The organism is Sphingomonas sp. (assembly GCF_013816785.1).
Taxonomy (GTDB): domain Bacteria; phylum Pseudomonadota; class Alphaproteobacteria; order Sphingomonadales; family Sphingomonadaceae; genus Sphingomicrobium.
Map to the genome: position 1 here is coordinate 1 of NZ_JACDDV010000028.1, position 20,558 is coordinate 20,558.

26 protein-coding genes are annotated in these 20,558 nt (G+C 64.3%); 20 read left to right on the forward strand and 6 right to left on the reverse strand.

Going from position 1 to position 20,558, the window contains the following annotated elements; translation table 11 throughout:
* The 3 genes from H0W65_RS07280 to H0W65_RS07290 form a co-directional block, all read left to right on the forward strand.
* Window positions 1-117, forward strand: a 117-nt coding sequence (locus H0W65_RS07280) for a nucleoside transporter C-terminal domain-containing protein (protein WP_294006019.1), incomplete at its 5' end; no start/stop codon positions are given.
* 20 nt (window positions 118-137) lie between these two features.
* Window positions 138-1,088: a 2-oxoglutarate and iron-dependent oxygenase domain-containing protein gene (locus tag H0W65_RS07285; RefSeq protein ID WP_294005938.1), complete on the forward strand. Its 951-nt coding sequence runs from the start codon at window positions 138-140 to the stop codon at window positions 1,086-1,088.
* A gap of 5 nt (window positions 1,089-1,093) precedes the next feature.
* Window positions 1,094-1,597, forward strand: a complete 504-nt coding sequence (locus tag H0W65_RS07290) for a GNAT family N-acetyltransferase (protein ID WP_294005948.1) — start codon at window positions 1,094-1,096, stop codon at window positions 1,595-1,597.
* On the opposite strand, the gene H0W65_RS07295 is transcribed toward H0W65_RS07290, so the two are convergent.
* On the reverse strand, window positions 1,594-2,037 hold the full coding sequence (locus H0W65_RS07295; protein WP_294005950.1) for a cytidine deaminase: 444 nt from the start codon (window positions 2,035-2,037) through the stop codon (window positions 1,594-1,596). The genes H0W65_RS07290 and H0W65_RS07295 overlap by 4 nt on opposite strands.
* A 90-nt stretch (window positions 2,038-2,127) precedes the next feature.
* Between H0W65_RS07295 and H0W65_RS07300 the strand changes: the two genes are divergently transcribed.
* Complete coding sequence (locus tag H0W65_RS07300; RefSeq protein ID WP_294005952.1) at window positions 2,128-3,807, forward strand: bifunctional metallophosphatase/5'-nucleotidase; 1,680 nt, start codon at window positions 2,128-2,130, stop codon at window positions 3,805-3,807.
* Here the strand turns inward: H0W65_RS07300 and H0W65_RS07305 are convergent.
* Window positions 3,804-5,255 (reverse strand): AMP nucleosidase, encoded by a 1,452-nt coding sequence (locus H0W65_RS07305; RefSeq protein ID WP_294005954.1) that lies wholly within the window; start codon window positions 5,253-5,255, stop codon window positions 3,804-3,806. The genes H0W65_RS07300 and H0W65_RS07305 overlap by 4 nt on opposite strands.
* Before the next feature lie 78 nt (window positions 5,256-5,333).
* On the opposite strand from H0W65_RS07305, the gene H0W65_RS07310 reads away from it, so the two are divergent.
* The 6 genes from H0W65_RS07310 to H0W65_RS07335 are packed head-to-tail and all read left to right on the forward strand — an operon-like array spanning window position 5,334 to window position 9,859.
* Window positions 5,334-5,774 carry a MarR family winged helix-turn-helix transcriptional regulator gene (locus H0W65_RS07310; protein WP_294005956.1) on the forward strand — a complete coding sequence of 147 codons (441 nt, stop codon included), beginning with the start codon at window positions 5,334-5,336 and terminating at the stop codon, window positions 5,772-5,774.
* The gene (locus tag H0W65_RS07315; RefSeq protein ID WP_294005958.1) at window positions 5,771-6,838 is read left to right on the forward strand and encodes an HlyD family secretion protein; all 1,068 of its coding nucleotides are present in this window, start codon (window positions 5,771-5,773) and stop codon (window positions 6,836-6,838) included. The genes H0W65_RS07310 and H0W65_RS07315 overlap by 4 nt, the downstream gene beginning before the upstream one ends.
* 11 nt (window positions 6,839-6,849) lie before the next feature.
* Window positions 6,850-8,397, forward strand: coding sequence for a DHA2 family efflux MFS transporter permease subunit (locus H0W65_RS07320; protein ID WP_294005959.1), 1,548 nt, complete (start codon window positions 6,850-6,852; stop codon window positions 8,395-8,397).
* A gap of 31 nt (window positions 8,398-8,428) precedes the next feature.
* The gene (locus H0W65_RS07325) at window positions 8,429-8,740 is read left to right on the forward strand and encodes a helix-turn-helix transcriptional regulator (RefSeq protein WP_294005960.1); all 312 of its coding nucleotides are present in this window, start codon (window positions 8,429-8,431) and stop codon (window positions 8,738-8,740) included.
* Window positions 8,737-9,204: an SRPBCC domain-containing protein gene (locus H0W65_RS07330; RefSeq protein ID WP_294005962.1), complete on the forward strand. Its 468-nt coding sequence runs from the start codon at window positions 8,737-8,739 to the stop codon at window positions 9,202-9,204. The genes H0W65_RS07325 and H0W65_RS07330 overlap by 4 nt, the downstream gene beginning before the upstream one ends.
* Before the next feature lie 28 nt (window positions 9,205-9,232).
* On the forward strand, window positions 9,233-9,859 hold the full coding sequence (locus tag H0W65_RS07335; protein WP_294005963.1) for a glutathione S-transferase family protein: 627 nt from the start codon (window positions 9,233-9,235) through the stop codon (window positions 9,857-9,859).
* A 109-nt stretch (window positions 9,860-9,968) separates the two neighbouring features.
* Here H0W65_RS07335 and rpsI read toward each other — a convergent pair whose 3' ends face one another.
* The 4 genes from rpsI to H0W65_RS07355 all read right to left on the reverse strand — a co-directional run bounded on the left by rpsI (window position 9,969) and on the right by H0W65_RS07355 (window position 12,668).
* Window positions 9,969-10,553: a 30S ribosomal protein S9 gene (gene rpsI, locus H0W65_RS07340; protein WP_294005965.1), complete on the reverse strand. Its 585-nt coding sequence runs from the start codon at window positions 10,551-10,553 to the stop codon at window positions 9,969-9,971.
* A gap of 1 nt (window position 10,554) precedes the next feature.
* Window positions 10,555-11,034 (reverse strand): 50S ribosomal protein L13, encoded by a 480-nt coding sequence (gene rplM / locus H0W65_RS07345; RefSeq protein WP_294005967.1) that lies wholly within the window; start codon window positions 11,032-11,034, stop codon window positions 10,555-10,557.
* Window positions 11,035-11,295: 261 nt separating this feature from the next.
* A complete protein-coding gene (cutA, locus tag H0W65_RS07350; protein ID WP_294005970.1) occupies window positions 11,296-11,613 on the reverse strand; it encodes a divalent-cation tolerance protein CutA in 318 nt (105 codons plus the stop codon).
* On the reverse strand, window positions 11,610-12,668 hold the full coding sequence (locus H0W65_RS07355; protein ID WP_294005973.1) for a COX15/CtaA family protein: 1,059 nt from the start codon (window positions 12,666-12,668) through the stop codon (window positions 11,610-11,612). The genes cutA and H0W65_RS07355 overlap by 4 nt, the downstream gene beginning before the upstream one ends.
* A 101-nt stretch (window positions 12,669-12,769) precedes the next feature.
* On the opposite strand from H0W65_RS07355, the gene H0W65_RS07360 reads away from it, so the two are divergent.
* From H0W65_RS07360 to H0W65_RS07405, 10 genes are all read left to right on the forward strand, one after another.
* The gene (locus tag H0W65_RS07360) at window positions 12,770-13,138 is read left to right on the forward strand and encodes a MerC domain-containing protein (protein ID WP_294005976.1); all 369 of its coding nucleotides are present in this window, start codon (window positions 12,770-12,772) and stop codon (window positions 13,136-13,138) included.
* A gap of 44 nt (window positions 13,139-13,182) precedes the next feature.
* Window positions 13,183-13,641, forward strand: a complete 459-nt coding sequence (locus H0W65_RS07365; protein WP_294005978.1) for a Fur family transcriptional regulator — start codon at window positions 13,183-13,185, stop codon at window positions 13,639-13,641.
* An 81-nt stretch (window positions 13,642-13,722) separates the two neighbouring features.
* Entirely contained in the window at window positions 13,723-15,657 is a 1,935-nt protein-coding gene (gene dxs, locus H0W65_RS07370) for a 1-deoxy-D-xylulose-5-phosphate synthase (RefSeq protein ID WP_294005980.1), read from the forward strand.
* A gap of 14 nt (window positions 15,658-15,671) precedes the next feature.
* Complete coding sequence (locus tag H0W65_RS07375; protein WP_294005982.1) at window positions 15,672-16,073, forward strand: hypothetical protein; 402 nt, start codon at window positions 15,672-15,674, stop codon at window positions 16,071-16,073.
* Window positions 16,070-17,161 carry an endonuclease/exonuclease/phosphatase family protein gene (locus H0W65_RS07380; RefSeq protein ID WP_294005984.1) on the forward strand — a complete coding sequence of 364 codons (1,092 nt, stop codon included), beginning with the start codon at window positions 16,070-16,072 and terminating at the stop codon, window positions 17,159-17,161. Before H0W65_RS07375 ends, H0W65_RS07380 begins: the two co-directional genes overlap by 4 nt.
* On the forward strand, window positions 17,151-17,930 hold the full coding sequence (locus H0W65_RS07385; protein ID WP_294005987.1) for a TlyA family RNA methyltransferase: 780 nt from the start codon (window positions 17,151-17,153) through the stop codon (window positions 17,928-17,930). The genes H0W65_RS07380 and H0W65_RS07385 overlap by 11 nt, the downstream gene beginning before the upstream one ends.
* Window positions 17,931-17,941: 11 nt before the next feature.
* Window positions 17,942-18,223 (forward strand): accessory factor UbiK family protein, encoded by a 282-nt coding sequence (locus H0W65_RS07390; RefSeq protein WP_294005990.1) that lies wholly within the window; start codon window positions 17,942-17,944, stop codon window positions 18,221-18,223.
* Window positions 18,220-18,723 carry a YbjN domain-containing protein gene (locus H0W65_RS07395; protein WP_294006021.1) on the forward strand — a complete coding sequence of 168 codons (504 nt, stop codon included), beginning with the start codon at window positions 18,220-18,222 and terminating at the stop codon, window positions 18,721-18,723. The genes H0W65_RS07390 and H0W65_RS07395 overlap by 4 nt, the downstream gene beginning before the upstream one ends.
* On the forward strand, window positions 18,710-19,543 hold the full coding sequence (locus tag H0W65_RS07400) for a pyrroline-5-carboxylate reductase dimerization domain-containing protein (protein ID WP_294005993.1): 834 nt from the start codon (window positions 18,710-18,712) through the stop codon (window positions 19,541-19,543). The genes H0W65_RS07395 and H0W65_RS07400 overlap by 14 nt, the downstream gene beginning before the upstream one ends.
* A 29-nt stretch (window positions 19,544-19,572) precedes the next feature.
* Window positions 19,573-20,454, forward strand: a complete 882-nt coding sequence (locus tag H0W65_RS07405; protein ID WP_294005996.1) for a branched-chain amino acid aminotransferase — start codon at window positions 19,573-19,575, stop codon at window positions 20,452-20,454.
* Window positions 20,455-20,558 lie beyond the last annotated feature (104 nt).

Sequence of the window (20,558 nt, forward strand, 5' to 3'; positions counted from 1 at the left end):
GGCAACCTTGCGCCTAACCAACGTCCGATGATTGCCCGGCTGGGCCTGCGCGCGCTGCTCGCCGGAAGCCTCGCCAACCTGATGAGCGCCGCGCTTGCGGGGCTGATGATCGCCTGACTTTTTGCTAAGAGTTCGACATGACCGATGTAATTACCAGCGACAGCGTCGCTTCCGTATCGCTGCTCGACGCAGAGAAAAACCCCGTGGCGTTCAGCGAGGAGCTAGGCCAAAGCTTCGTCGACTATGGTTTCGCGATCGTTCGCGATCACGGAATATCGCAGGCTCTGATCGAGGATGCCGAGGCCAAGGCGAGGCTGTTCTTCGCGTTGCCCGAAGAGGTGAAGCGCAGCTACCTCATCTCGGGCGGCGGAGGGGCGCGCGGCTACACCGCGTTCGGGGTCGAGACCGCCAAGGGCGCTGCGGCACACGACCTCAAGGAATTCTGGCACGTGGGGCGCGAGCTGCCGGCGGGGCACAAGTTTCGCGAGGTGATGGCCGACAATGTCTGGCCGGCGGAAATCCCCGGCTTCAAAGAGACCTTCCTCGCGCTTTACGACGCGTTCGATGCCGCCGGGTTGAAGGTGCTCCGCGCCGTCGCCCAATTCCTCGATGTCGACGAGGAATATTTTACCGACACGGTCCGCGACGGCAATTCGGTGCTGCGCATGCTTCACTATCCGCCGCAGAAGGAGCCGGCCGGCAACCACATCCGCGCCGGGGCGCATGAGGACATCAACACCATCACGCTGCTGCTCGGCGCCGAGGAAGCGGGGCTGGAATTGAAGACCAAGGACGGGCGCTGGATCCCGGTCAGCCCGAAAGTCGGAGAGTTGGTGATCAACATCGGCGACATGCTCCAGCGGCTGACCAACGGCCGACTGCGCTCGACCTCGCACCGCGTCGTCAATCCGGCGCCCGATCGGGCCAGTCTCGCGCGCTACTCGATGCCCTTCTTCCTCCACTTCCGCCCCGATTTTGTCATCGAGGCGCTGCCGGGGACGGTTGCGACGGGGGAGGAGCCGAAGTGGCCGCCGGTTTCGAGCCATGACTATCTGCTGGAGCGGCTGCGCGAGATTAAGCTGGCCTAAGCGCCGTGCTGGATTATCGATTTCGCCCGCTGGCACGGCACGATTTGCCGCTCGTCGCGCGGTGGAGGGCAAAGCCGCACGTCAGCGAGTGGTGGGGCGATCCCGCGGTCGAACCCGAAGCGGACAAGCTGATTGACCCGCGGATCGCGATGTGGATCGTCGAGCGTGACGGCTGGCCATTCGCTTTCGCGCAAGATTATGACGTGCATGGGTGGAAACCTCACCCATTTGGACATTTGCCCGAAGGCGCGCGTGGAATCGACCAGTATATCGGCGAGCCCGACATGCTCGATCGCGGGCATGGCTCGGCCTTCGTCCGGCAGCTTGTCCAGATGCTGATCGCGAATGGAGCGCCCGCGGTGGGGACCGACCCGCATCCGGACAATCTCCGCGCACGACGAGCTTATGAAAAAGCCGGTTTTCTTGCCACCGGGGGCCCGGTGGAAACCCCGTGGGGAACGGCCATACTGATGGAATGTTGGAATTCGTCGCTTACTGCGACCGGCTAGCCTGCGTCTGCCAGATTGGTTGGCCCGAAGCCATGGGGGATGAGCGCGCCGATGCGATGGCGCTCGACCGTCGCTCCATCGCCGCTGGCGCAAAGGATTTCGATGTCGCGGCCGGAGAGTTGCGCGGCTTCGAGGATCGATTGGCGACAGCCTCCGCACGGGGTGCAGACAGTGTCGCCAGCGAGTTCGGCGCCCAACCCGTCGCCTCCTGCGACGGCGATGCGCACGATTTTGTCGAGGCCAAACTTCGCTTGAGCCGCGGTTAGCGCGCTGATCTCCGCGCAGACGCCGAGCCGATAGCAGGCGTTTTCCATGTTGGCGCCGGTGACTACTTCGCCGTCGACGCTCTCGATCGCGCAGCCGACCGAAAAGCGCGAGTAGGGCGCGTAGGCCTTCAGCGCGGCGGCGCGGGCGGCGGCGATCAATTGTTTCTCGTTCATCCAGCTACTTAGTCATTGCGAGCGAAGCGAAGCAATCCAGCCGATCAATATTGGATTGCTTCGTCGCTTCGCTCCTCGCAATGACGGTCCATGATCAAGCGCGCTGCCACCCTGATTTCCCTCGCCCTGTTGACCGCCTGCGCCACCGTACCACCCCGACCGGCCTTGCCGATCGAGGTGCAGTTGCTCGCCTTCAATGATTTCCACGGCAATCTCGAAACCCCGCCGCCGGTCGAGGTGACTGAAGCGGATAGGTCGAAGGTGATGCTCACTACCGGCGGCGCGGCGCATCTGGCGGCGGCGGTCGAGCAGCTGCGGCAGCCGAACAGCGTCACTGTGTCGGCGGGCGACACGATCGGTGCGTCGCCGCTGACCTCGGCGCTGTTTCTCGACGAGCCGACGATCGAGGCGATGAACCGCATCGGGCTGGAGTTTAACTCGGTTGGCAATCACGAGTTCGACAAAGGCATCGACGAGCTGAAGCGGATGCAGGCTGGCGGCTGCGAGCGGCACACGTTGCGCACGCCTTGCGCGGTCGAGCCATTCAAGGGCGCGCGGTTTCGCTATCTGGCAGCGAATGTCATTGGCCCGGATGGACGGACCTTTTTTCCGGCGACCGGCATCAGGCAATTCGGTGTTGGTCGCAACGCGATCCGCCTCGGCTTCATTGGCATGACTCTCAAGGGGACCGGCAATTTGGTCACGCCGTCAGGGGTCAAGGGGCTGACCTTTGCCGACGAAGCGGCGACCGCGAACTTGCTAGTGCCGGGCCTGAAGGCGGCGGGAGCGGACGCGATTGTCCTGTTGATCCACCAGGGCGGAAAGACGACCAACTTCACTCGCGGCAACGGTTGCGAGGGTTTCTATGGGGAGATCGCCAAGATCGTCCCGCAGCTAAACCCGGCGATCACCACCGTCGTGTCGGGGCACAGCCATTGGGCCTATGTCTGTCAGGGCGACTCGGTCGGCGGCGGGCGGCTGCTGACCAGCGCCGGCAAGAACGGTTATTTCCTGACCGACATCCGGCTCGATTTCGACCCCACGACCCATCGCCTGATCGGCCAGCGCGCGACCAACGATGTTGTCGGCAACGGCGAGAAGGGGGAGGATGCCGCGGTCAAGCAATTGGTCGACCGCTATATCGCGGCGGCGGCGCCGCTGGCGAACAAGGTCGTCGGATCGCTCACCGTCGAAGCGCCGCGCGATGTCGACGATGCCGAGAGCCCAGCGGCCGATTTGATCGCCGATTCAATGCTCGCCGCGACTCGTGCGCCCGATAAGGGCGGAGCGCAGATCGCGCTGGTCAACGCAACCGGTGTCCGGATCGCGCTCCCCGCCGGCGAGGTCAAGTACAAGGACGCGTTCGCGATGATGCCATTCGGCAATAATCTGGTCGTGATGACGCTAACCGGGGCGCAACTGACGCAGGTGATAGAGCAGCAATATGCGTTTCCATTACGCTCCAACGCTACTCGTCCCGCGGCGCTCGCGCCGTCGCAGGGATTCTCCTATTCCTATGATTTGGGCCGCCCCGAGGGCGACCGAATCGCGGTGATGAGCCTCGACGGCAAGCCGATCGATCCCGCCCGGCGCTATCGCGTGGTCGTCAACAATTACCTCGCCTCGGGCGGCGAAAGCCTGAGCGGCTTCACCGGCGGGACCGAGGTGACCGACGCGGGCCTGGTCGACATCGACGCGCTGATCGCGTGGATCGCTCCGGGCCGAACGCCGCCGATAGCGAACCGGATATCCGACGCGACGAAGCGCTAACGCAGCGGCGGCTCGTCGAAGCTGCGCAGCTTGCGGCTGTGCAGGCCATCGCCTTCCTGGCGGAGCAGGTCGAGGGTTTCGATGCCGATGCGCAGATGCTGGCTGATAGCGCGTTCGTAAAAGGCGTTGGCCTGGCCGGGAAGCTTGAGCTCGCCATGGAGCGGCTTGTCCGAAACGCATAGCAAGGTGCCGTAGGGGACGCGGAAGCGGTAGCCCTGAGCAGCGACTGTCGCCGACTCCATATCGATCGCCACCGCGCGGCTCTGGTTGAAGCGCAGCGCGCTCAGTGTGTAGCGCAACTCCCAATTGCGGTCGTCCGTGGTGACGACGGTGCCGGTGCGAAGCCGCGTCTTGATCTGTTCCTCATCCTCGCCGGTGACGGTCAGCGCGGCCTGGTGCATCGCGGTCTGGACCTCGGCGATCGCCGGGATCGGAATTTCGATCGGCAGCACGTCGTCGAGGACATGGTCGTCACGCAGATAGGCATGGGCCAGGACATAGTCGCCGATCGTCTGGCTCGGCCGCAAGCCCCCGCAATGGCCGATCATCAGCCATGCCTCCGGGCGAAGGACGGCGATGTGATCGCAGATGGTCTTGGCGTTGGACGGCCCGACGCCGATGTTGACCAGGGTGATGCCGTCGCCTTCGGGCGTCATCAGATGGTAGGCGGGCATCTGGTGCCGCCGCCAGATGCCCGACGCAATCTGCTCCTCGGCATCGGCGAGGTCGCCGTGCTCGTAGATGCCGCCAGGGACCGACAGTCCGGTGAAGCGGCTGTCGGGATCGCGTAGCGCGCCGACCGCGAAACGGACGAACTCGTCGACGTAGCGGACATAGTTCGTAAACAGCACAAAGCGTTGGAAATGGTCGGCCGGGGTTCCCGTGTAATGTTTGAGGCGAGCCAGGCTGAAGTCGGTGCGCGGGGCATCGAACAGCGCGAGCGGGCGGGTCGGGTCGAGCGCCAGTTCCCACGCGCCGTCGGCGATCTCGTCGCCGATCTGGACCAGGTCGGTCGACGGGAACCAGCGCGACAGCTCGGCGGTAGTCATGCCCTTCAAATCGAGCTCACCGCCGTCGAGTACGAACGGATAGGGAATTTCGCTAGCCGAGGAGCCGACCGTGATGCGCACCGGATAGTCGCGGACGAGATGGCCGAGCTGCTCGGCGAGATAGTTGCGGAACAGCGCCGGGCGCGCGACCGAAGTGGTGTAAATGCCGGGCTGGTTCAGCCGGGCAAACGCCCGGGCCGGGGCTGGGGGCGCGGTTTCGGGATCATATTCGATTCGCAATTCGGGATAGGCGAAAGCACCGTCGTCGCGCTCTGTAGGATCGGGCCGAACGCCATGGTCCGCGAAAGCGGTAAGCGCGTCACGAAGCCGGTCGACCGAGCCCGCATAGCGGGTTTCAAGTTGGTCGAGGATCGTTTCGATATCATCTTTGTCAGTCATCACGCACGGATTGGGGTAGCACAACGACGGTGGCAAGCCCGCTTGCAATACTAAGGGTGCTTATTATATGCGAGTTGCATGAAAGAACTCGCATGGGAGATGGCCGAGACCAGCCGGATGATCCGCCGCTTTTATGATCGGCGGGCGTCGGCCCTAGGCGTCACCACTGCGCAATGGCGCGTGTTGGCGTGGCTCGGCCATGAGCCGGGGCTGAAGCAAGTGGAGCTTGCCGAGCGGCTGGACGTCGAGCCGATTACGGCTTGCCGAATTCTTGACCGGCTTGAAGAAGCCGGGCTGGTTGAGCGGCAGCGGGATCCCGGTGATCGACGGGCCTGGCGGCTTGTACTGACCGCCAAGGCCGAGCCGATTCTCGAACGGCTGCGCTCGTTGGCCGAAGAAATGGCGGCCGACGCATTCGAAGGGTTCAGCATCGATGATATCGAGGCCATCCGCGCGAAGCTGCGCCGGGTCAGGGACAATGTGACGAGGGCCGACGCGGCCCAGAAGGTGTCGGCATGAATGAGATGGCCAAGGTCGAAAATGAGTCGGCCAGCGACGCTTCGGCTCGGAAGCGCAAAATAACGATCAGCGCGATGAAACCCAGCAAGCGCTCGGCGCTGATGCTGTCGGTGCCATTGCTGATTGCGCTGATCGGCTTGTTCTTCTGGCTGACCGGTGGAAAGACGGTCGGCACCGACAACGCCTATGTGAAGCAGCATGTCACCGCCATTTCGACCCAGGTCAACGGACCGGTGGCGGCGGTCTATGTCGACGAGAATCAGCACGTGAAAGCTGGCGATCTTCTCTATCGCGTCGACCCGGCGCCGTTCCAGGCGGCGCTGGCATCCGCTGAGGCGCAGCTTGCCGCGGCGCGGTTGTCGACCAGCCAGCTGGTAGTTCAGGCCGAGGGCACCGGCGCCGACATTCGCGGCGAGCAAGCCAATCTCGATATCGCCCGGCGCGCCTTGGCGCGGCAGTCGGCGCTGCTCGCCAAGGGTTTCACCACGCGGACTCGCTACGACGACGCGCTGAGCGAAGTGTCGAAGGCGGCCAACGATCTCGCCGACGCGCGGGCGCGAGCGAATAATGCCTCGGCCGCGATCGCCCCGGGTGGCAACCAGCCGGCCATCGCCGCAGCGCTGGCCGCTGTGCGGAAGGCCCAGCTCGACCTCGATCACACCGCGATCCACGCGCCGTCGAGCGGGGTCGTCGCCAAATCCGACCGGTTGCTGGTCGGGCAGACCGCGATTACCGGGGTCGCCATGCTGTCGATCGTTGGGGACAAGCCGGCTTGGGTGGAAGCGAACTACAAGGAAGGTGATTTGGCGCGGATGGCCGTCGGTCAGGCGGCCGAAATCAAGTTTGACGCCTATCCCGGCCTTAAGGTCACGGGCCATGTCGCTTCGATCGGTGCCGGTACAGGTAGCGAGTTTTCGGTGCTGCCGGCGCAGAATGCGAACGGCAATTGGGTCAAAGTGACGCAGCGAGTGCCGGTGCGCATCTCACTCGACGCCAGGCCGCCGCGCGAGATGATCGCCGGTCTTAGCGCCAAGGTCGACATCCGCCTCGACGACAAGCGCTAGGGCGAGGGGCGGTGGGCCAGGCCGAGCATCTGCTCGATCGGGGGCAGCGCACGCTGGTCACCATTGCGGTGATGCTGGCGGTGCTGATCCAGGTGCTCGACACGACCATCGCCAACGTCGCGCTGCCGCACATGCAAGCGAGCCTCGGAGCGACCCAGGAAAGCATCAACTGGGTTCTGACCAGCTATATCGTCGCCTCGGCCATCGCGATTCCGATCGCGGGCTGGCTGTCCGACCGAATCGGGCGCAAGCGGCTGCTGGTGCTTGCGGTGATCGGTTTCACCGTCGCCTCGTTCCTGTGCGCCGTCGCCCAGAGCCTGACCGAAATGGTCACGTTCCGGATTATCCAAGGCATTACCGGCGCCTTCCTCGTGCCGCTCGCCCAGGCGACTTTGTTCGACATCAACCCGCCGCAGCGGCACGCCCAGGCGATGGCGATGTTCGGCGGCGGCATCATGATCGGGCCGATCCTCGGGCCAGTGCTCGGCGGCTGGCTGACCGACAGCTTCGACTGGCGCTGGGTTTTCCTGGTCAATATTCCGATCGGGGCGATCGCCGCGGTGATGCTGCTGCGCTACATGCCGGCGATCCCGCTTCATCGCCGAAAGTTCGACCTGCTCGGCTTCGCGCTGATCGCGCTGGCGCTGGCTAGCCTGCAGCTGATGCTCGATCGCGGGCAGCAACTCGACTGGTTCGACAGCTGGGAAATCTGGGTCGAAGGCGGGCTGATGATCGCCGGTTTCTGGATGTTCATCGTCCATACCGTGACCGCGCGCGAGCCGTTGTTCGACCGGACGATGTTCGCCGACCGTAATTTCGCCACCGGGATGCTGTTCATGGCGGTGACCGGCATTCTGCTGCTCGCCGGCCTCGCGCTGCTGCCGCCATTGCTGCAGCGGCTCTACGGCTATTCGGTGCTTCAGTCGGGCGTGCTGACCATGCCGCGCGGCATCGGGACGCTGATTTCGATGGTGACGGTCGGCAAGCTAGCGCGGATCGTCGACACGCGCTTGTTGGTCGCGCTCGGCATGGCGCTGATGGGCTGGTCGCTGTATATCATGTCGGGCTTCGCGCTGGTCCAGGGATCGGGGCCGGTGATCGTCAGCGGCATCATCCAGGGGCTCGGCCTGGGGATGTTGTTCGTCACCATCCAGGCGCTGGCTTTCACCACTCTGGCGCCCAAACAGCGAACGGCGGCGGCGAGCCTACTCAACCTCGCCCGCAACGTCGGCGGTTCGGCCGGCATCAGCATGGTCGCGGCGCTTCTGGCGCGCAATATCCAGACCGCGCACGCCGACATGGCCGGCAAGGTGACCGAGCAGACGCTGCCTTCGATCACCACCGGCATCGTGGCACAGCTTGGGCTTCCCGCGGCGAGCGCGCTGGCCTTCGCCGACGCCGAAATCAACCGCCAAGCCGCGTTCATCGCCTATCTCGACGATTTCTGGATCATGATGTGGGTCACTGTCGCGGCGATTCCGTTGGTACTGCTGTTGCGCCCGGTGGGGTCGGCCGGGCCCGGTAAAGCGGTAGCGCTGGCGGATAACTCCGCCGCTTGACAGGATAGGTAAGTGATCACTAACGTAAGCGATGACTTACCAAAACGTCTTGGCCGCGCTATCCGACCCCATGCGTCGCACAATCCTTGAACGGGTTGTTGAAACGCCACGCTCGGTGGGCGAGATCGCGCAGGGCTTGCCGATCAGCCGGCCAGCCGTCTCACAGCACCTGAAAGTGCTGAAAGACGCAGAACTCGTCCGCGAGGAGCGCGCCGGGACGCGCCGGATCTATCGGGCAGACGGCGCGGCACTGGGCGAGCTCAGGGCTTATATCGACGAGATGTGGCAGGCGGCGCTCGGGTCGTTTTCCGAAGCCGCCACGAAGGGGGCTCAAGACGGATGAGCGCCACGGTCAGCGTCTTATCGATTCCGCCGGTGGTGAAGACCGTGACGGTGCGGTGCACGCCCGCCACGGCCTTCCGCGCATTCACCGCCGATATCGGCCGCTGGTTTCCCCTCGCGATGTTTTCGGTCAAGCCGGCAGCTGACTGTCGGCTCGAACCCCAAGTCGGCGGTCGGCTCTACGAGATCGCTACTGATGGCCAGGAGACACTCTGGGGCCACGTGCTCGAATGGAATCCGCCGCATGCTCTTGTCTTATCTTGGCAGGCGCGGGTGAGCGAGGAGGAAGCCCAGCGCATCGACGTGACGTTTCGCGCGGTGCCAGACGGCGCCGAAGTGCAACTCGTCCATGCCGGTTGGGAGAAGCTCAAGGTCGATGCAGCCCAATGGCGCGAGAATTATGACGGCGGTTGGGTCGAAGTGTTCGAGCGCCGGTTCAAGGCCTTTGCCGACGCAGCCGCGTGATCGGTCGAGATTTTCAAAAGAGATGAATATGGGTGTAAAACTATACGGCGTTCCGCTCAGTCCCAATGTGCGCGGGGCGATGCTGGGCCTGGCTGAGAAGGGCGTGGATTACGAACTGATCCCGGTGCTGCCGGCCGATTTCAAAACCCCTGAGCAGCTGGCGCTCAACCCGTTCGGCCGCGTGCCGGTACTCGATCATGACGGGTTCGTTCTCTACGAGACCCAAGCCATCCTGCGTTATGTCGATCAAGCCTTTCCTGGCCCGGCTCTCGCACCGTCGACTGCGCATGAGGCCGCGCGCATGAACCAGATCATCGGCATCATAGATTGCTACCTGTTCAAGTCTTGGAGCGGCGACATTGGCCTCGAGCGGTTAATCGCTCCGAAATTCTTCGGCCGGCCGAGCAATCTTGAAGTGATCGAGGCAGCGGTGCCCGTGGCGCGCAACTGCGCCGAAGCGCTCGAAGCCCTGATTGCGGCGCCCTATCTTACGGGTGAAACTTTTAGCTTGGCCGACATTCGTCTCATGCCCCACTTCGACTGGTTCCGCTTGACGCCTGAGGGGGAAACGATCCTCGCCGGCAAGAGCAAGCTCGCCCAATGGTTCCAGCTGGTGAGCGAGCGCGCAAGTGCCAAAAGGATCCTGCAGCAGTAGTCGTTTCCCCAAGGCGGCTCTCTCCTCTTCGCCTGATCGCGCACAGGTGATAACAAGAAAAGGGCGGCCCCTGCGGGACCGCCCTTTGATTGTTAGAGGCTGAAAGCGTTTAACGCTTCGAGAATTGGAAGCTCTTGCGGGCTTTGGCCTTGCCGTACTTCTTGCGCTCGACGACGCGGCTGTCGCGGGTCAGGAAGCCGGCCCGTTTGACCGTGGTGCGCAGCACCGGCTCATAGCGGCTCAAGGCCTGGGCGATGCCGTGCAGCACCGCGCCCGCCTGGCCCGACAGGCCGCCGCCCTTGACGGTGGCGACGATGTCATACTGGCCGGCGCGGTCGGTGATCCCGAACGGCTGGTTGATGACCAGACGCAGCGTCGGTCGGGCGAAGTAGACCGCCTGGTCCCGACCGTTGACCTCGATCTTGCCCGAGCCCGGCTTGAGCCAGACGCGGGCAACCGCATCCTTGCGGCGGCCGGTGGCATAGGCGCGGCCATATTTGTCGAGCTGCTGCTCGCGCAGCGGCGCTTCAGGCTGGACGTTGACTGGGGCGGCTGGCGCTTCGGGAGCCTCGGCCACATCGACCGTGGTGTCGGTCGCGTTTGTCTCGGTGGGAGCCGGAGCGGCGGCGGGAGCTTCTTCAGCCTGTTGGCCGGTCAATTTCCCCAGATCGGAGAGGGATTTTTTGTCGGCCATGTTATGCGCCCACCTTATTCTTGCGGTTCATGCTGGCGACGTCGAGCGGCTCAGGCGCCTGCCCGGCGTGCGGATGCTCGGCGCCATTGTAGAGGTGCAGGGCGCGCATTTGGTCGCGGCCCAGCGGCCCGCGTGGGATCATGCGCTCGATGGCCTTTTCGAGCACCCGTTCGGGGAATCGGCCCTCGAGGATCTTGCCAGCCGTGGTTTCCTTCAAGCCGCCGGGATAGCCGGTGTGCTTGTAGTAGATTTTCTGATCGAGCTTGCGGCCGGTGAACTTCACTTTACCGGCGTTGATGACGACGACATGGTCGCCGCAATCGACGTGCGGGGTGAAGCTCGGCTTGTGCTTGCCGCGCAGGATGTTGGCGATGATCGACGCGACGCGCCCTACGACCAGATTCTCGGCATCGATCAAATGCCACTTCTTCTCCACCTCAGCCGGTTTGATCGACTTGGTGGTCTTCATCAGCGCCTTCATGGCACGGACCTTCCCATCAAAAATGCAGGAAGCGCTCCACGATGGAAGCGCTGCTGGGCGGGCCAATGATCGAAAGGCGCGTTTTTGTCAAGTAAACCGGGCGGTTGCTGACGGGTAAAATATTACCGGGCAAAGTGGGGCTTCATGGATTTTGAACGGAAAGGACGTAAAGCACGTAAAGCACGTCATATCTCGATCGCAGGGGGGACGCGATGGATTTCGATACGCTGTTGCATCGCAGTGCCGACGAGAAAGCGCGGATCAGCCTGTGACGCTCGCCTCGACCCAATCGGCATAATCGGTCGGAAGCCGTTCGATCGCCCAGACTGCGATCGCGGAGACAGTGTAGCTGTGCAGTTCGGTGGCGCGGGCGATGAGGGCGTCGACTTTGTCGGTTGTCGTTTTGAACAGCGCCGGGCTTTCGGTCGCCTGTTCGATCGCGCCTTCCCAGCGGTAGATCGAGCGGCATGGCGGCAATATGTTGACGCAAGCGGCGAGTCGTTCCTCGACAATCGTCATGCCAATCCGTTGCGCTTCGGCGCCGTCGGCGAAAACCGCATAGACTGTCACGACGGTCACGCGGAGCGTCGCCCGGCGACGTGAATGCCCCACGTGACAGCGGCGACGAGCAGCGCGCCGATCGCCTGGTGGAGGACCGCCAGCCCGATCGCGACGCCACTCATCACGGTGGCGATGCCGAGCAGGATTTGAGCGCCGAGAGCGGCGTGAATCGCGATCGATGCGCGTCGGTTGATCGGTTTCACCCGGCGGGCAAGGACAACCAGTGCAGCGACCGCCACCCACGCCCACCAGCGGTGGAGAAAGTGAATCAAATACGGATCGTGGGTCAGCGCGTAGCCAGCGCCGTGCGACCAGTCGATACCTTCCGGAAGTAGATGTTCGTTCATCAGCGGCCATGTGCTGGCGACCTGGCCTGCGTCGAGGCCGGCAACCCAGGCGCCGAGTAGCAGCTGGACAGCAAGGATCGAAGCGACCGCAGCGCTGGCGCTGGTCAGGCGGGCAGGGCGCCTTTCGCCGGTCTTGGCCATTTGCCTGAGGTCGAGCGCGGTCCAGATCAGGCCGGCCATGATGAACAGCGCCAGCAGCAGATGCGCCGACAGGCGGAAATGGCTGACGTCGGTGCGATTCACCAGGCCCGACTGAACCATATACCAGCCGAGCGCGCCCTGCGCCGCGCCAAGCGCGAGCAGCGCGACCAGCCGCCAGCCATAGCTTTTCGGTATCCGGCGCTTTACTGCGAACCACAGAAGTGGCAGCGCAAAGGCAAGCCCGATCAGGCGGCCAATCAAGCGATGAACCCATTCCCAGAAATAGATGAATTTAAACTGGGTGAGGGTCATCCCGGCCGGGCCGTTGACCTGCTGATACTCCGGCGTCGCCTGATAAAGCGCGAAGGCGTGTTGCCAGTCGGCCTGGGTCAGTGGTGGGACAGCGCCGCTGACCGGCTTCCACTCGGTGATGCTCAGTCCGCTTTCGGTCAATCGGGTGATCCCGCCGACCACCAGCATCAGAAAGACGATCGCGGCGACGGCGAACAGCCAGGCGGCGGGAGCGAGCGGTCTGGAGGTTCGTCCGACCTCAACGGCGGACGACGAAGCGACGGCTGATTCCATGATGGCGGGCGATAGGCCTATTTGCAACGCCATGCCAACATCGGCCCAGAACCCAGAATGTGATGTTGTAACTTCGGCTAAGCGACGTTATATCCTTCGCCATGTCGCCACTTGCGATTCCCACCCACCGGCTCGACCGGATGGCGATCGGCCTTTCTGGGCTGTGCCTGGTCCATTGCCTGGCGACCAGCGTGCTGCTCGCGCTGCTGGCGAGCGCCGGCGGATTCCTCGGCGCACCGTGGGTCCACGAAGTCGGACTGAGCCTGGCGATGGTTATGGGCGCAATCGCGCTCGGCAAGGGAATCCTCGAGCATGGCTATACGATGCCGAGCGCGGTCGGCGGACTCGGCCTCGGCGTGATGGCCGGGGCGCTGACCATGCCCCATGACGGCAGCGAGGCGGTGTTCACGATGGTTGGCGTCGCGATCCTCGCCCTCGGTCACCGGCTCAATCATATCGCCGCGGATTAGCGGGCACGCTTGCGGCATCACGCCGCGAAGCCTATCTTCGATCCATGGCTCAACATGCTCACCAGCTTCATCAAGGCGACGCGCTGCGCGATGCCGCCGCACGCCGACTGGTCGACCGCGGCGAGCAATGGACCGACATGCGCGCCGCAGTGTTCGACGCACTCGCCGGGTTCACCAAGCCGGCCTCGGCTTATGACATTGCCGAGCAGGTATCGAAGGCTCGCGGCCGCCGGGTCGCGGCGAACAGCGTCTATCGCATCCTCGACCTGTTCGTCGGCAGCAACCTCGCCCGCCGGGTCGAAAGCGCCAACGCCTATGTCGCCAACGCCCACCCGGGTTGTCTTCATGACTGCATCTTCCTGATCTGCGACACCTGCGGCCAGACCACCCACCTCGACGACGATCGCCTGTCGGGCGGGGTGCGCGAGGCGGCGGCCGGCGCGGGCTTCGAGGCCACGCGGCCGGTGATCGAGGTGCGCGGCACCTGCAGCGACTGCAGCTAGGCCAAATCCTGCCACGAGCGGCCCGGGCGCAGGCGGTGTTTTGCTTTCGCGCTTGAGCAAACCCCGCTAGAGCCTTTGGCCATGTCCGATCGTCCCGCTACGCCGCTCCTCGACCAGGTCGAATTTCCGTCAGACATTCGCAAGTTGCAGAAGGCCGAACTGCCGCAGTTGGCCGACGAGCTTCGCGCCGAGATGATTTCGGCGGTGTCTCAGTCCGGCGGGCATCTGGGATCGGGCCTTGGCGTGGTCGAACTGACCGTCGCTGTCCATTATGTGTTCGACACGCCGCGCGACACGCTGATCTGGGATGTCGGGCACCAATGCTATCCGCACAAGATCGTCACCGGGCGGCGCGATCGCATCCGCTCGCTGCGCCAGGGCGGCGGGCTCAGCGGTTTCACCAGGCGCAGCGAGAGCGAATATGATCCGTTCGGGGCGGCGCACAGCTCGACCTCGATGTCGGCCGCGCTCGGCTTCGCCATTTCGAACAAGCTGGCGAACCGGCCGGGCCGCGCGATCGCGGTGATCGGCGACGGGGCGATGAGCGCCGGCATGGCCTATGAGGCGATGAACAATGCCCATGAGGCGGGCAACCGGCTGATCGTCATCCTCAACGACAACGATATGTCGATCGCGCCGCCGGTGGGCGGACTATCGCATTATCTCGCGCGGCTGGTCAGCTCCGGCAAATATCTCAAGACTCGCGACATTGCCCGCCGGGTTTTCGGCAAGCTCCCCAAGGGCGTCGAGAATGTCGCGCGCAAGGCGGAGGAATATGTCCGGGGGTTCTGGACCGGCGGAACCTTGTTCGAGGAACTGGGCTTTTATTATGTCGGACCGATCGATGGCCATGACGTTCAGGGGCTGGTCGAAATCCTCGAAAATGTCCGCGACGCCGAGGAAGGGCCGATCCTGGTCCATGCCGTGACGGTCAAGGGCAAGGGCTACGGCCCGGCCGAGAATGCCGCCGACAAATATCATGGCGTCGTCAAGTTCGATGTTGTTTCGGGCAAGCAGGACAAGGGTCCGGGCGGCGGGCCACCGAGCTATACCAATGTATTCGCCAAGGCGCTGGCCGACGAGGCGCGACGCGACGACAAGATCGTTGCCATCACCGCCGCGATGCCGTCGGGCACCGGGCTCGACAAGTTTCAGGCCGAGTTTCCCGACCGCACCTTCGATGTCGGCATCGCCGAACAGCATGCGGTGACGTTCGCCGCCGGCCTTGCCGCTCAGGGGCACCGGCCGTTCTGCGCCATCTATTCGACCTTCCTCCAGCGCGCCTATGACCAGGTGGTTCACGATGTCGCCATCCAGAATCTGCCGGTGCGCTTCGCCATGGACCGCGCCGGGCTGGTCGGCGCGGACGGCTGCACCCATGCCGGCTCGTTCGACCTCGCCTATCTTTGCACCCTGCCCAATTTCGTGGTGATGGCGGCGGCCGACGAGGTCGAATTGTGCCACATGATCCACACCATGGCGCTGCACGACAGCGGGCCGATCGCGGTGCGCTACCCGCGTGGCAACGGGCGTGGGCTCAAGCTTCCGGCCGTCCCGCAGCAGCTCGAAATCGGCAAAGGCCGGATCGTCCGCGAAGGCAAGAAAGTGGCCATCCTGTCGCTCGGCACACGTTTGGAAGAGGCCGAGAAGGCCGCCGAGATGCTCGAAGCCAAGGGGCTGTCGACCACCGTCGCCGACCTGCGTTTCGCCAAACCGCTCGACGAGGATCTTATCCGACGCCTGCTGACGACGCATGAAGTGGCGGTAACCGTCGAGGAAGCCTCGATCGGAGGGTTCGGCGCGCATGTGCTGACGCTGGCCAGCGACGAGGGGCTGATCGACGGCGGGCTCAAGCTGCGCACGATGCGCCTTCCTGACACCTTCCAGGACCAGGAAAACCCGGTAAAGCAATATGACGAGGCCGGACTCAACGCGCCGCACATCGTCGAGACGGTGCTGAAAGCGCTGCGCCGCAACGACCTTGACGTGGGAGCCGGCGCGGGAGCGATCGCCTGAGCCCGTCGCAGTGGATGATCGCTGGGCTGATCGGCGCCCTGATCCTGTTTTTCGTAACGATGCCGATGGCGCGGCGCCAGCATTGGTCCCTTGCCCGTAAGCGGCGGCACCTGGATGCGGCGGGTTTCGAACGGGCGATGGCGCGGGTCGGGGTGACGAGCACGACCGCGCGGTTCCTATGGAGGGATCTCGGCGCCTTTTACCATGCGCCGCTCAAGCCCTCGCCCTCGGATCGCCTGGAAAGCCTGATCTGGATCGACCGGCCCGAGGTGGAAGGTATCGTCTTGCGCTTTTGGGCCGCGATGCGTGGCCAAGATGCGATTCCGGCGGCGACGCTGCCGCCAGACCCCAGCGTCGCCGACCTTGGCCGCCACCTTGACCTGATGGCCGGCTGGTCGTTGAAAGGTTCGGCATGACGGGTTGGCGAAAATTGGGGCGCCTCGCGCTGGTCGCCATGGTGGTTGCGCTCGTCGTGCTGAGTGTTCTCCCGGCCTGGCAGACCGACCGCTGGTGGGTAAGGCAATGGGACTATCCGCGAATCCAGGTGGCCGCGCTGCTGCTCATCACTGGCGCAGCATTGTGGTTGGTCTACGGAATGCGGTCGCGGACGTTCCAGGCGCTGATGATCGGTGTCGTTGCAGCGCTTGCGTGGCAGGTCAGCCATTTTCTGGCGTACATCCCGCCCTATCCGAAAGAGGTCGCCAGCGCCGGAACCTGCCCAACCGACCGACAGCTCTCCCTGCTCAATGCCAATGTGCTGCTGACCAACAAGGACTATCCCCGGCTGCTTCGCCTGGTCGAGCAGCGTAACCCGGATGTACTGCTGTTGCTCGAGCCGGGAGCAGGGTGGGCGAAAGCCCTCGCGCCTCTAGCCAAGCGCTATCCCTATCGACTGTCGGAGCCGACGCCCAACACCTATGGCATGATCCTGATGTCGCGCCTGCCGACGGCGGGGCAGCTGATGCATCGGCTCCAGCCCGGAGTGCCCTCGGCTAAGGTCAAGCTTACATTGCCGGGCGGGCAGGAGGTGATCTTCCATGCGCTCCATCCCGAGCCGCCGTGGCCCGGCGACGATAGCGGCGAGCGCGACGCCGAGCTGGTCGCGGTCGGCCGCGAAGTGCGCGACGATGGCCGCGCGTCGATTGTTATGGGCGATTTGAACGACGTCGCCTGGTCGCGAACGTCGCGGCTGTTCAAGAAGGTCGCCGGGATGCGCGACTCGCGCGTCGGGCGCGGCTTCTATCCGACCTTCACCGCCGAATATCCGCTGCTGCGCTGGCCGCTCGACCATCTGTTCGTCTCGCCTCATTTCGAGGTGATGGCGATCGATGTGCTGCCCAACATCGGATCGGACCATTTCCCGATCTTCTTCCGGCTCTGCCTGACCGACCGCGCGGGAGAACGGCAGGTGGCGCCCGATGCGCCGCCCACGACCGAAGCCGAGGCCACGGAGGAAGTCCGCGAAGGCGTCGCCGAAACCAAGGCCGAGACGAATGGTCAATAAGGTCCGCGCCGATCAGCTGTTGGTCGCCAAGGGACTCGCCGAGAGTCGAACGCGAGCTCAGGCTCTAATTCTGGCGGGCAACGTGTTTGCCGGGGATCGGCGGGTGGCGAAGGCGGGCGATCTGCTCTCGGAGGACACAGCGCTGACTGTCAAGGGGCGCGATCATCCCTGGGTGTCGCGCGGCGGGGTCAAGCTTGACCATGGCTTGACGCATTTCGGGTTCGATGTTTCGGGGGCCGTGGCGCTCGATGTCGGCAGTTCGACCGGAGGATTTACCGACGTGCTACTGTCGCGCGGAGCCGCGAAGGTCTATGCTATCGACGTCGGAACCAACCAATTGGCGTGGAAGCTAAGGTGCGACAATCGGGTCGTCGTCCATGAACAGACCAACGCTCGGCATCTTTCGACAGAGATCGTCCCGGAGGCGTTCGACATTATCGTCTGCGACGCTAGCTTTATCGCCGTGGCGAAAGTGCTCGACCGCGCGGTCGGCCTCGCCAAGCCAGGCGCCCAACTGGTCGCGCTGGTCAAGCCCCAGTTCGAGGCAGGTCGTGCCGAAGTCGGTAAAGGCGGGGTGGTGCGCGATCCGGCGGTGCATCGCCGCGTTTGCGATACGGCGGCGGCGTGGATCGAAGGCAAGGGCTGGCGGGTGCTTGGCGTCGAGCAAAGCCCGATCACCGGACCCGAGGGCAACGTCGAGTTTTTGCTTGGAGCAATCAAGGGCGCCACTGGCGATGCTGGCGGCGGCACCCTATGTGCGGGGGAATAAGGAGCCCTCTGATGCAATCGCAAAACCGTATGTTCGATGATTTGGTCAAGATGATGAACGGCGTTGCCGGGACGATGGCCGGCATGGGCCGCGAGGCCGAAGGGTCGATGCGCGAAAAGATGCGCGAATGGGTCGGCGGAATGGACTTCGTCAGCCGCGAGGAATTCGATGCGGTCAAGGCAATGGCCGCCGCCGCGCGCGATGAGAATGAGGCGCTTGCAAGGCGGATCGCGGTACTTGAAGCGGGGATCAACAAAGCGCCGAAGCCCCCAAGTCGGGAGCATAGGATCTGACCGAGGTGGCCGAACAGGAAGAACGCGACGACGGTGCGCCGATCGAGATCCTCGAACAATATTTCGAGGCTCGGGGTTGGGCGTGCGAGCGCGCCGGAGAGGGCGAGATCATCGCCTCGGCGACGGGCAGCTGGGCGCAGTACGAGCTGCGTGGCGTGTGGCGCAGCGACGATCTGGTTCTGCAGTTCCTCGCTTTCCCCGATATCAAGGTCGGGCCGGAAAAACGCGCCGCCATCTATGAATCGCTCGGGCTGATCAACGAGCAATTGTGGCTCGGCCATTTCGAGCTGTGGTCGGGATCGGGCCTGATCGTCTTTCGCCATGCGGCGCTGGTCGGCGAAGGCGACAGTTTGACCTTCGAGCAGGCGGAATCGATCAGCGAAGCGGCGATCGAAGAATGCGAGCGCTTCTACCCCGTATTCCAGTTCGTCCTGTGGGGCGGCAAGTCGCCGAGCGAGGCGATTTCGGCGGCGCTGATCGATACTGTTGGCGAAGCCTGACGTCATGATGCCGGCCTTTCAGGCGCCGGCCTGGCTGGTCGGCTGCGGCAACATGGCCGGCGCGATGGTCGAAGGCTGGCGCGGCGCCGGGCTCGATTTCGCGGGCGTGACGGTAATCCGCCCGAGCGGCAGGCCGGTCGAGGGGGTTCGCACCGTCACGCAATACCCGGACGAAATGCCGAACCTCGTCATGCTCGGTTTCAAGCCGCAGAAACTGGACGAGGTCGCGCCACACCTCGCGCCGCTCGTTGCTGCGGGAACGGTGATCGTCTCCCTGCTAGCCGGGGTCGAGATCGCCAGCCTGCGCGTGCGGTTTCCGGACGCCCGATCGATCGTCCGCTCGCTGCCCAACCTCCCGGTGGCGATTGGTGAAGGGGTGATTCCGCTGTTCGGCGATGGCGATGCGGTTCATGAGATCGTCGAACTGATGCGCCCGCTCGGCATGGTGATTGCAACCGGCGACGAAAGCGCTCTGGCCGGGATCGGCGCCATCGCCGGCGCCGGTCCCGCTTATGTCGCGCGCTTCGCCGAAGCGTTGGCCCAGGCGGGCCGCGCGCACGGGGTCACCGCTGATGCCATGCCCATCGCCTTGCAAACGATGTCCGGTAGTGCCGCTTTGATGCAGGCGACCGGCGAGGACGGTGCGGCCTTGTCCCGGCGCGTGGCCAGCCCCGGCGGCACGACCGAGGCCGGGCTGGCGGTGCTCGACCGCGACTCCGCGCTGGACGGATTGGTCGAGGAAACGATTGCCGCTGCCATCCGCCGCGGGCACGAGCTTGCCGCTACCGCCGCGGTTGAACATCGCGCGCCGCTCGCCTAGGCGCGAAGGCCAATCGAATAGGGACTGAAATGGCGGACACGCGCAGCTTCGACGATCGCGACGGGTGGATCTGGGTCGACGGCAAGCTCGTACAGTGGCGCGAGGCGAACGTCCATGTCCTGACCCATGCGATGCACTATGCTTCGTCGGTGTTCGAAGGTCAGCGTGCCTACGGCGGGGTGATTTTCCGTCTCAGCGACCACAGCGCCCGGCTGCGCAATTCGGCCTCGATCCTGGGCTTCGACCTGCCTTGGTCGGTCGAGGAGATCGACGCGGCCTGCAACGAAGCGCTGAAGGCAAGCGGTTTGACCGACGCCTACCTCCGTCCGGTCGCTTGGCGCGGGTCGGAACAGATGGGAGTCTCCCCGAAAGGGACCAAACCGCATTTGGCCGTCGCTGCCTGGGAATGGGGCAAATATTTTGCGCCGGAGATCGCGGCCAAGGGTATCCGGCTGGACATCGCGCCCTGGCGCCGGCCGGCGCCCCATACCGCTCCGGTCCATTCGAAAGCCGCCGGCCTCTACATGATCGCGTCGCTTTCCAAGAAGCATGCGGACGACCGCGGCTTCGACGATGCGCTGATGTTCGACTGGCGCGGGCAGGTGGCTGAGGCGACCGGCGCCAACGTTTTCTTCGTACGCGACGGAAAGCTGTACACCCCAACCCCCGACTGTTTCCTCGATGGCATCACCCGGCAAACGGTGATCGGGCTCGCCGAGCAACGCGGGATCGAGGTGATCGAAAAGGCAATCTGGCCCGACGAGCTGGAGAGCTTCGAGCAATTCTTCCTGACCGGTTCGGCCGCCGAGGTCACCTTGGTCAAGTCGGCCGGCCCGTGGAGCTTCGAGGTGGGCGAGATGTCGCGGCAGCTGCAACGCGATTACGACGACCTAGTCAACCGCCGCTTTTGACCGGCGCGCGGCATCGCCGTTCATTGTTTCTTCGTTTTTCGCAGGCTATCGCTCGCGTTGCCGGATGATCGGGGCAAGAGGCGGGATCGGTATCGAGTGGCGCG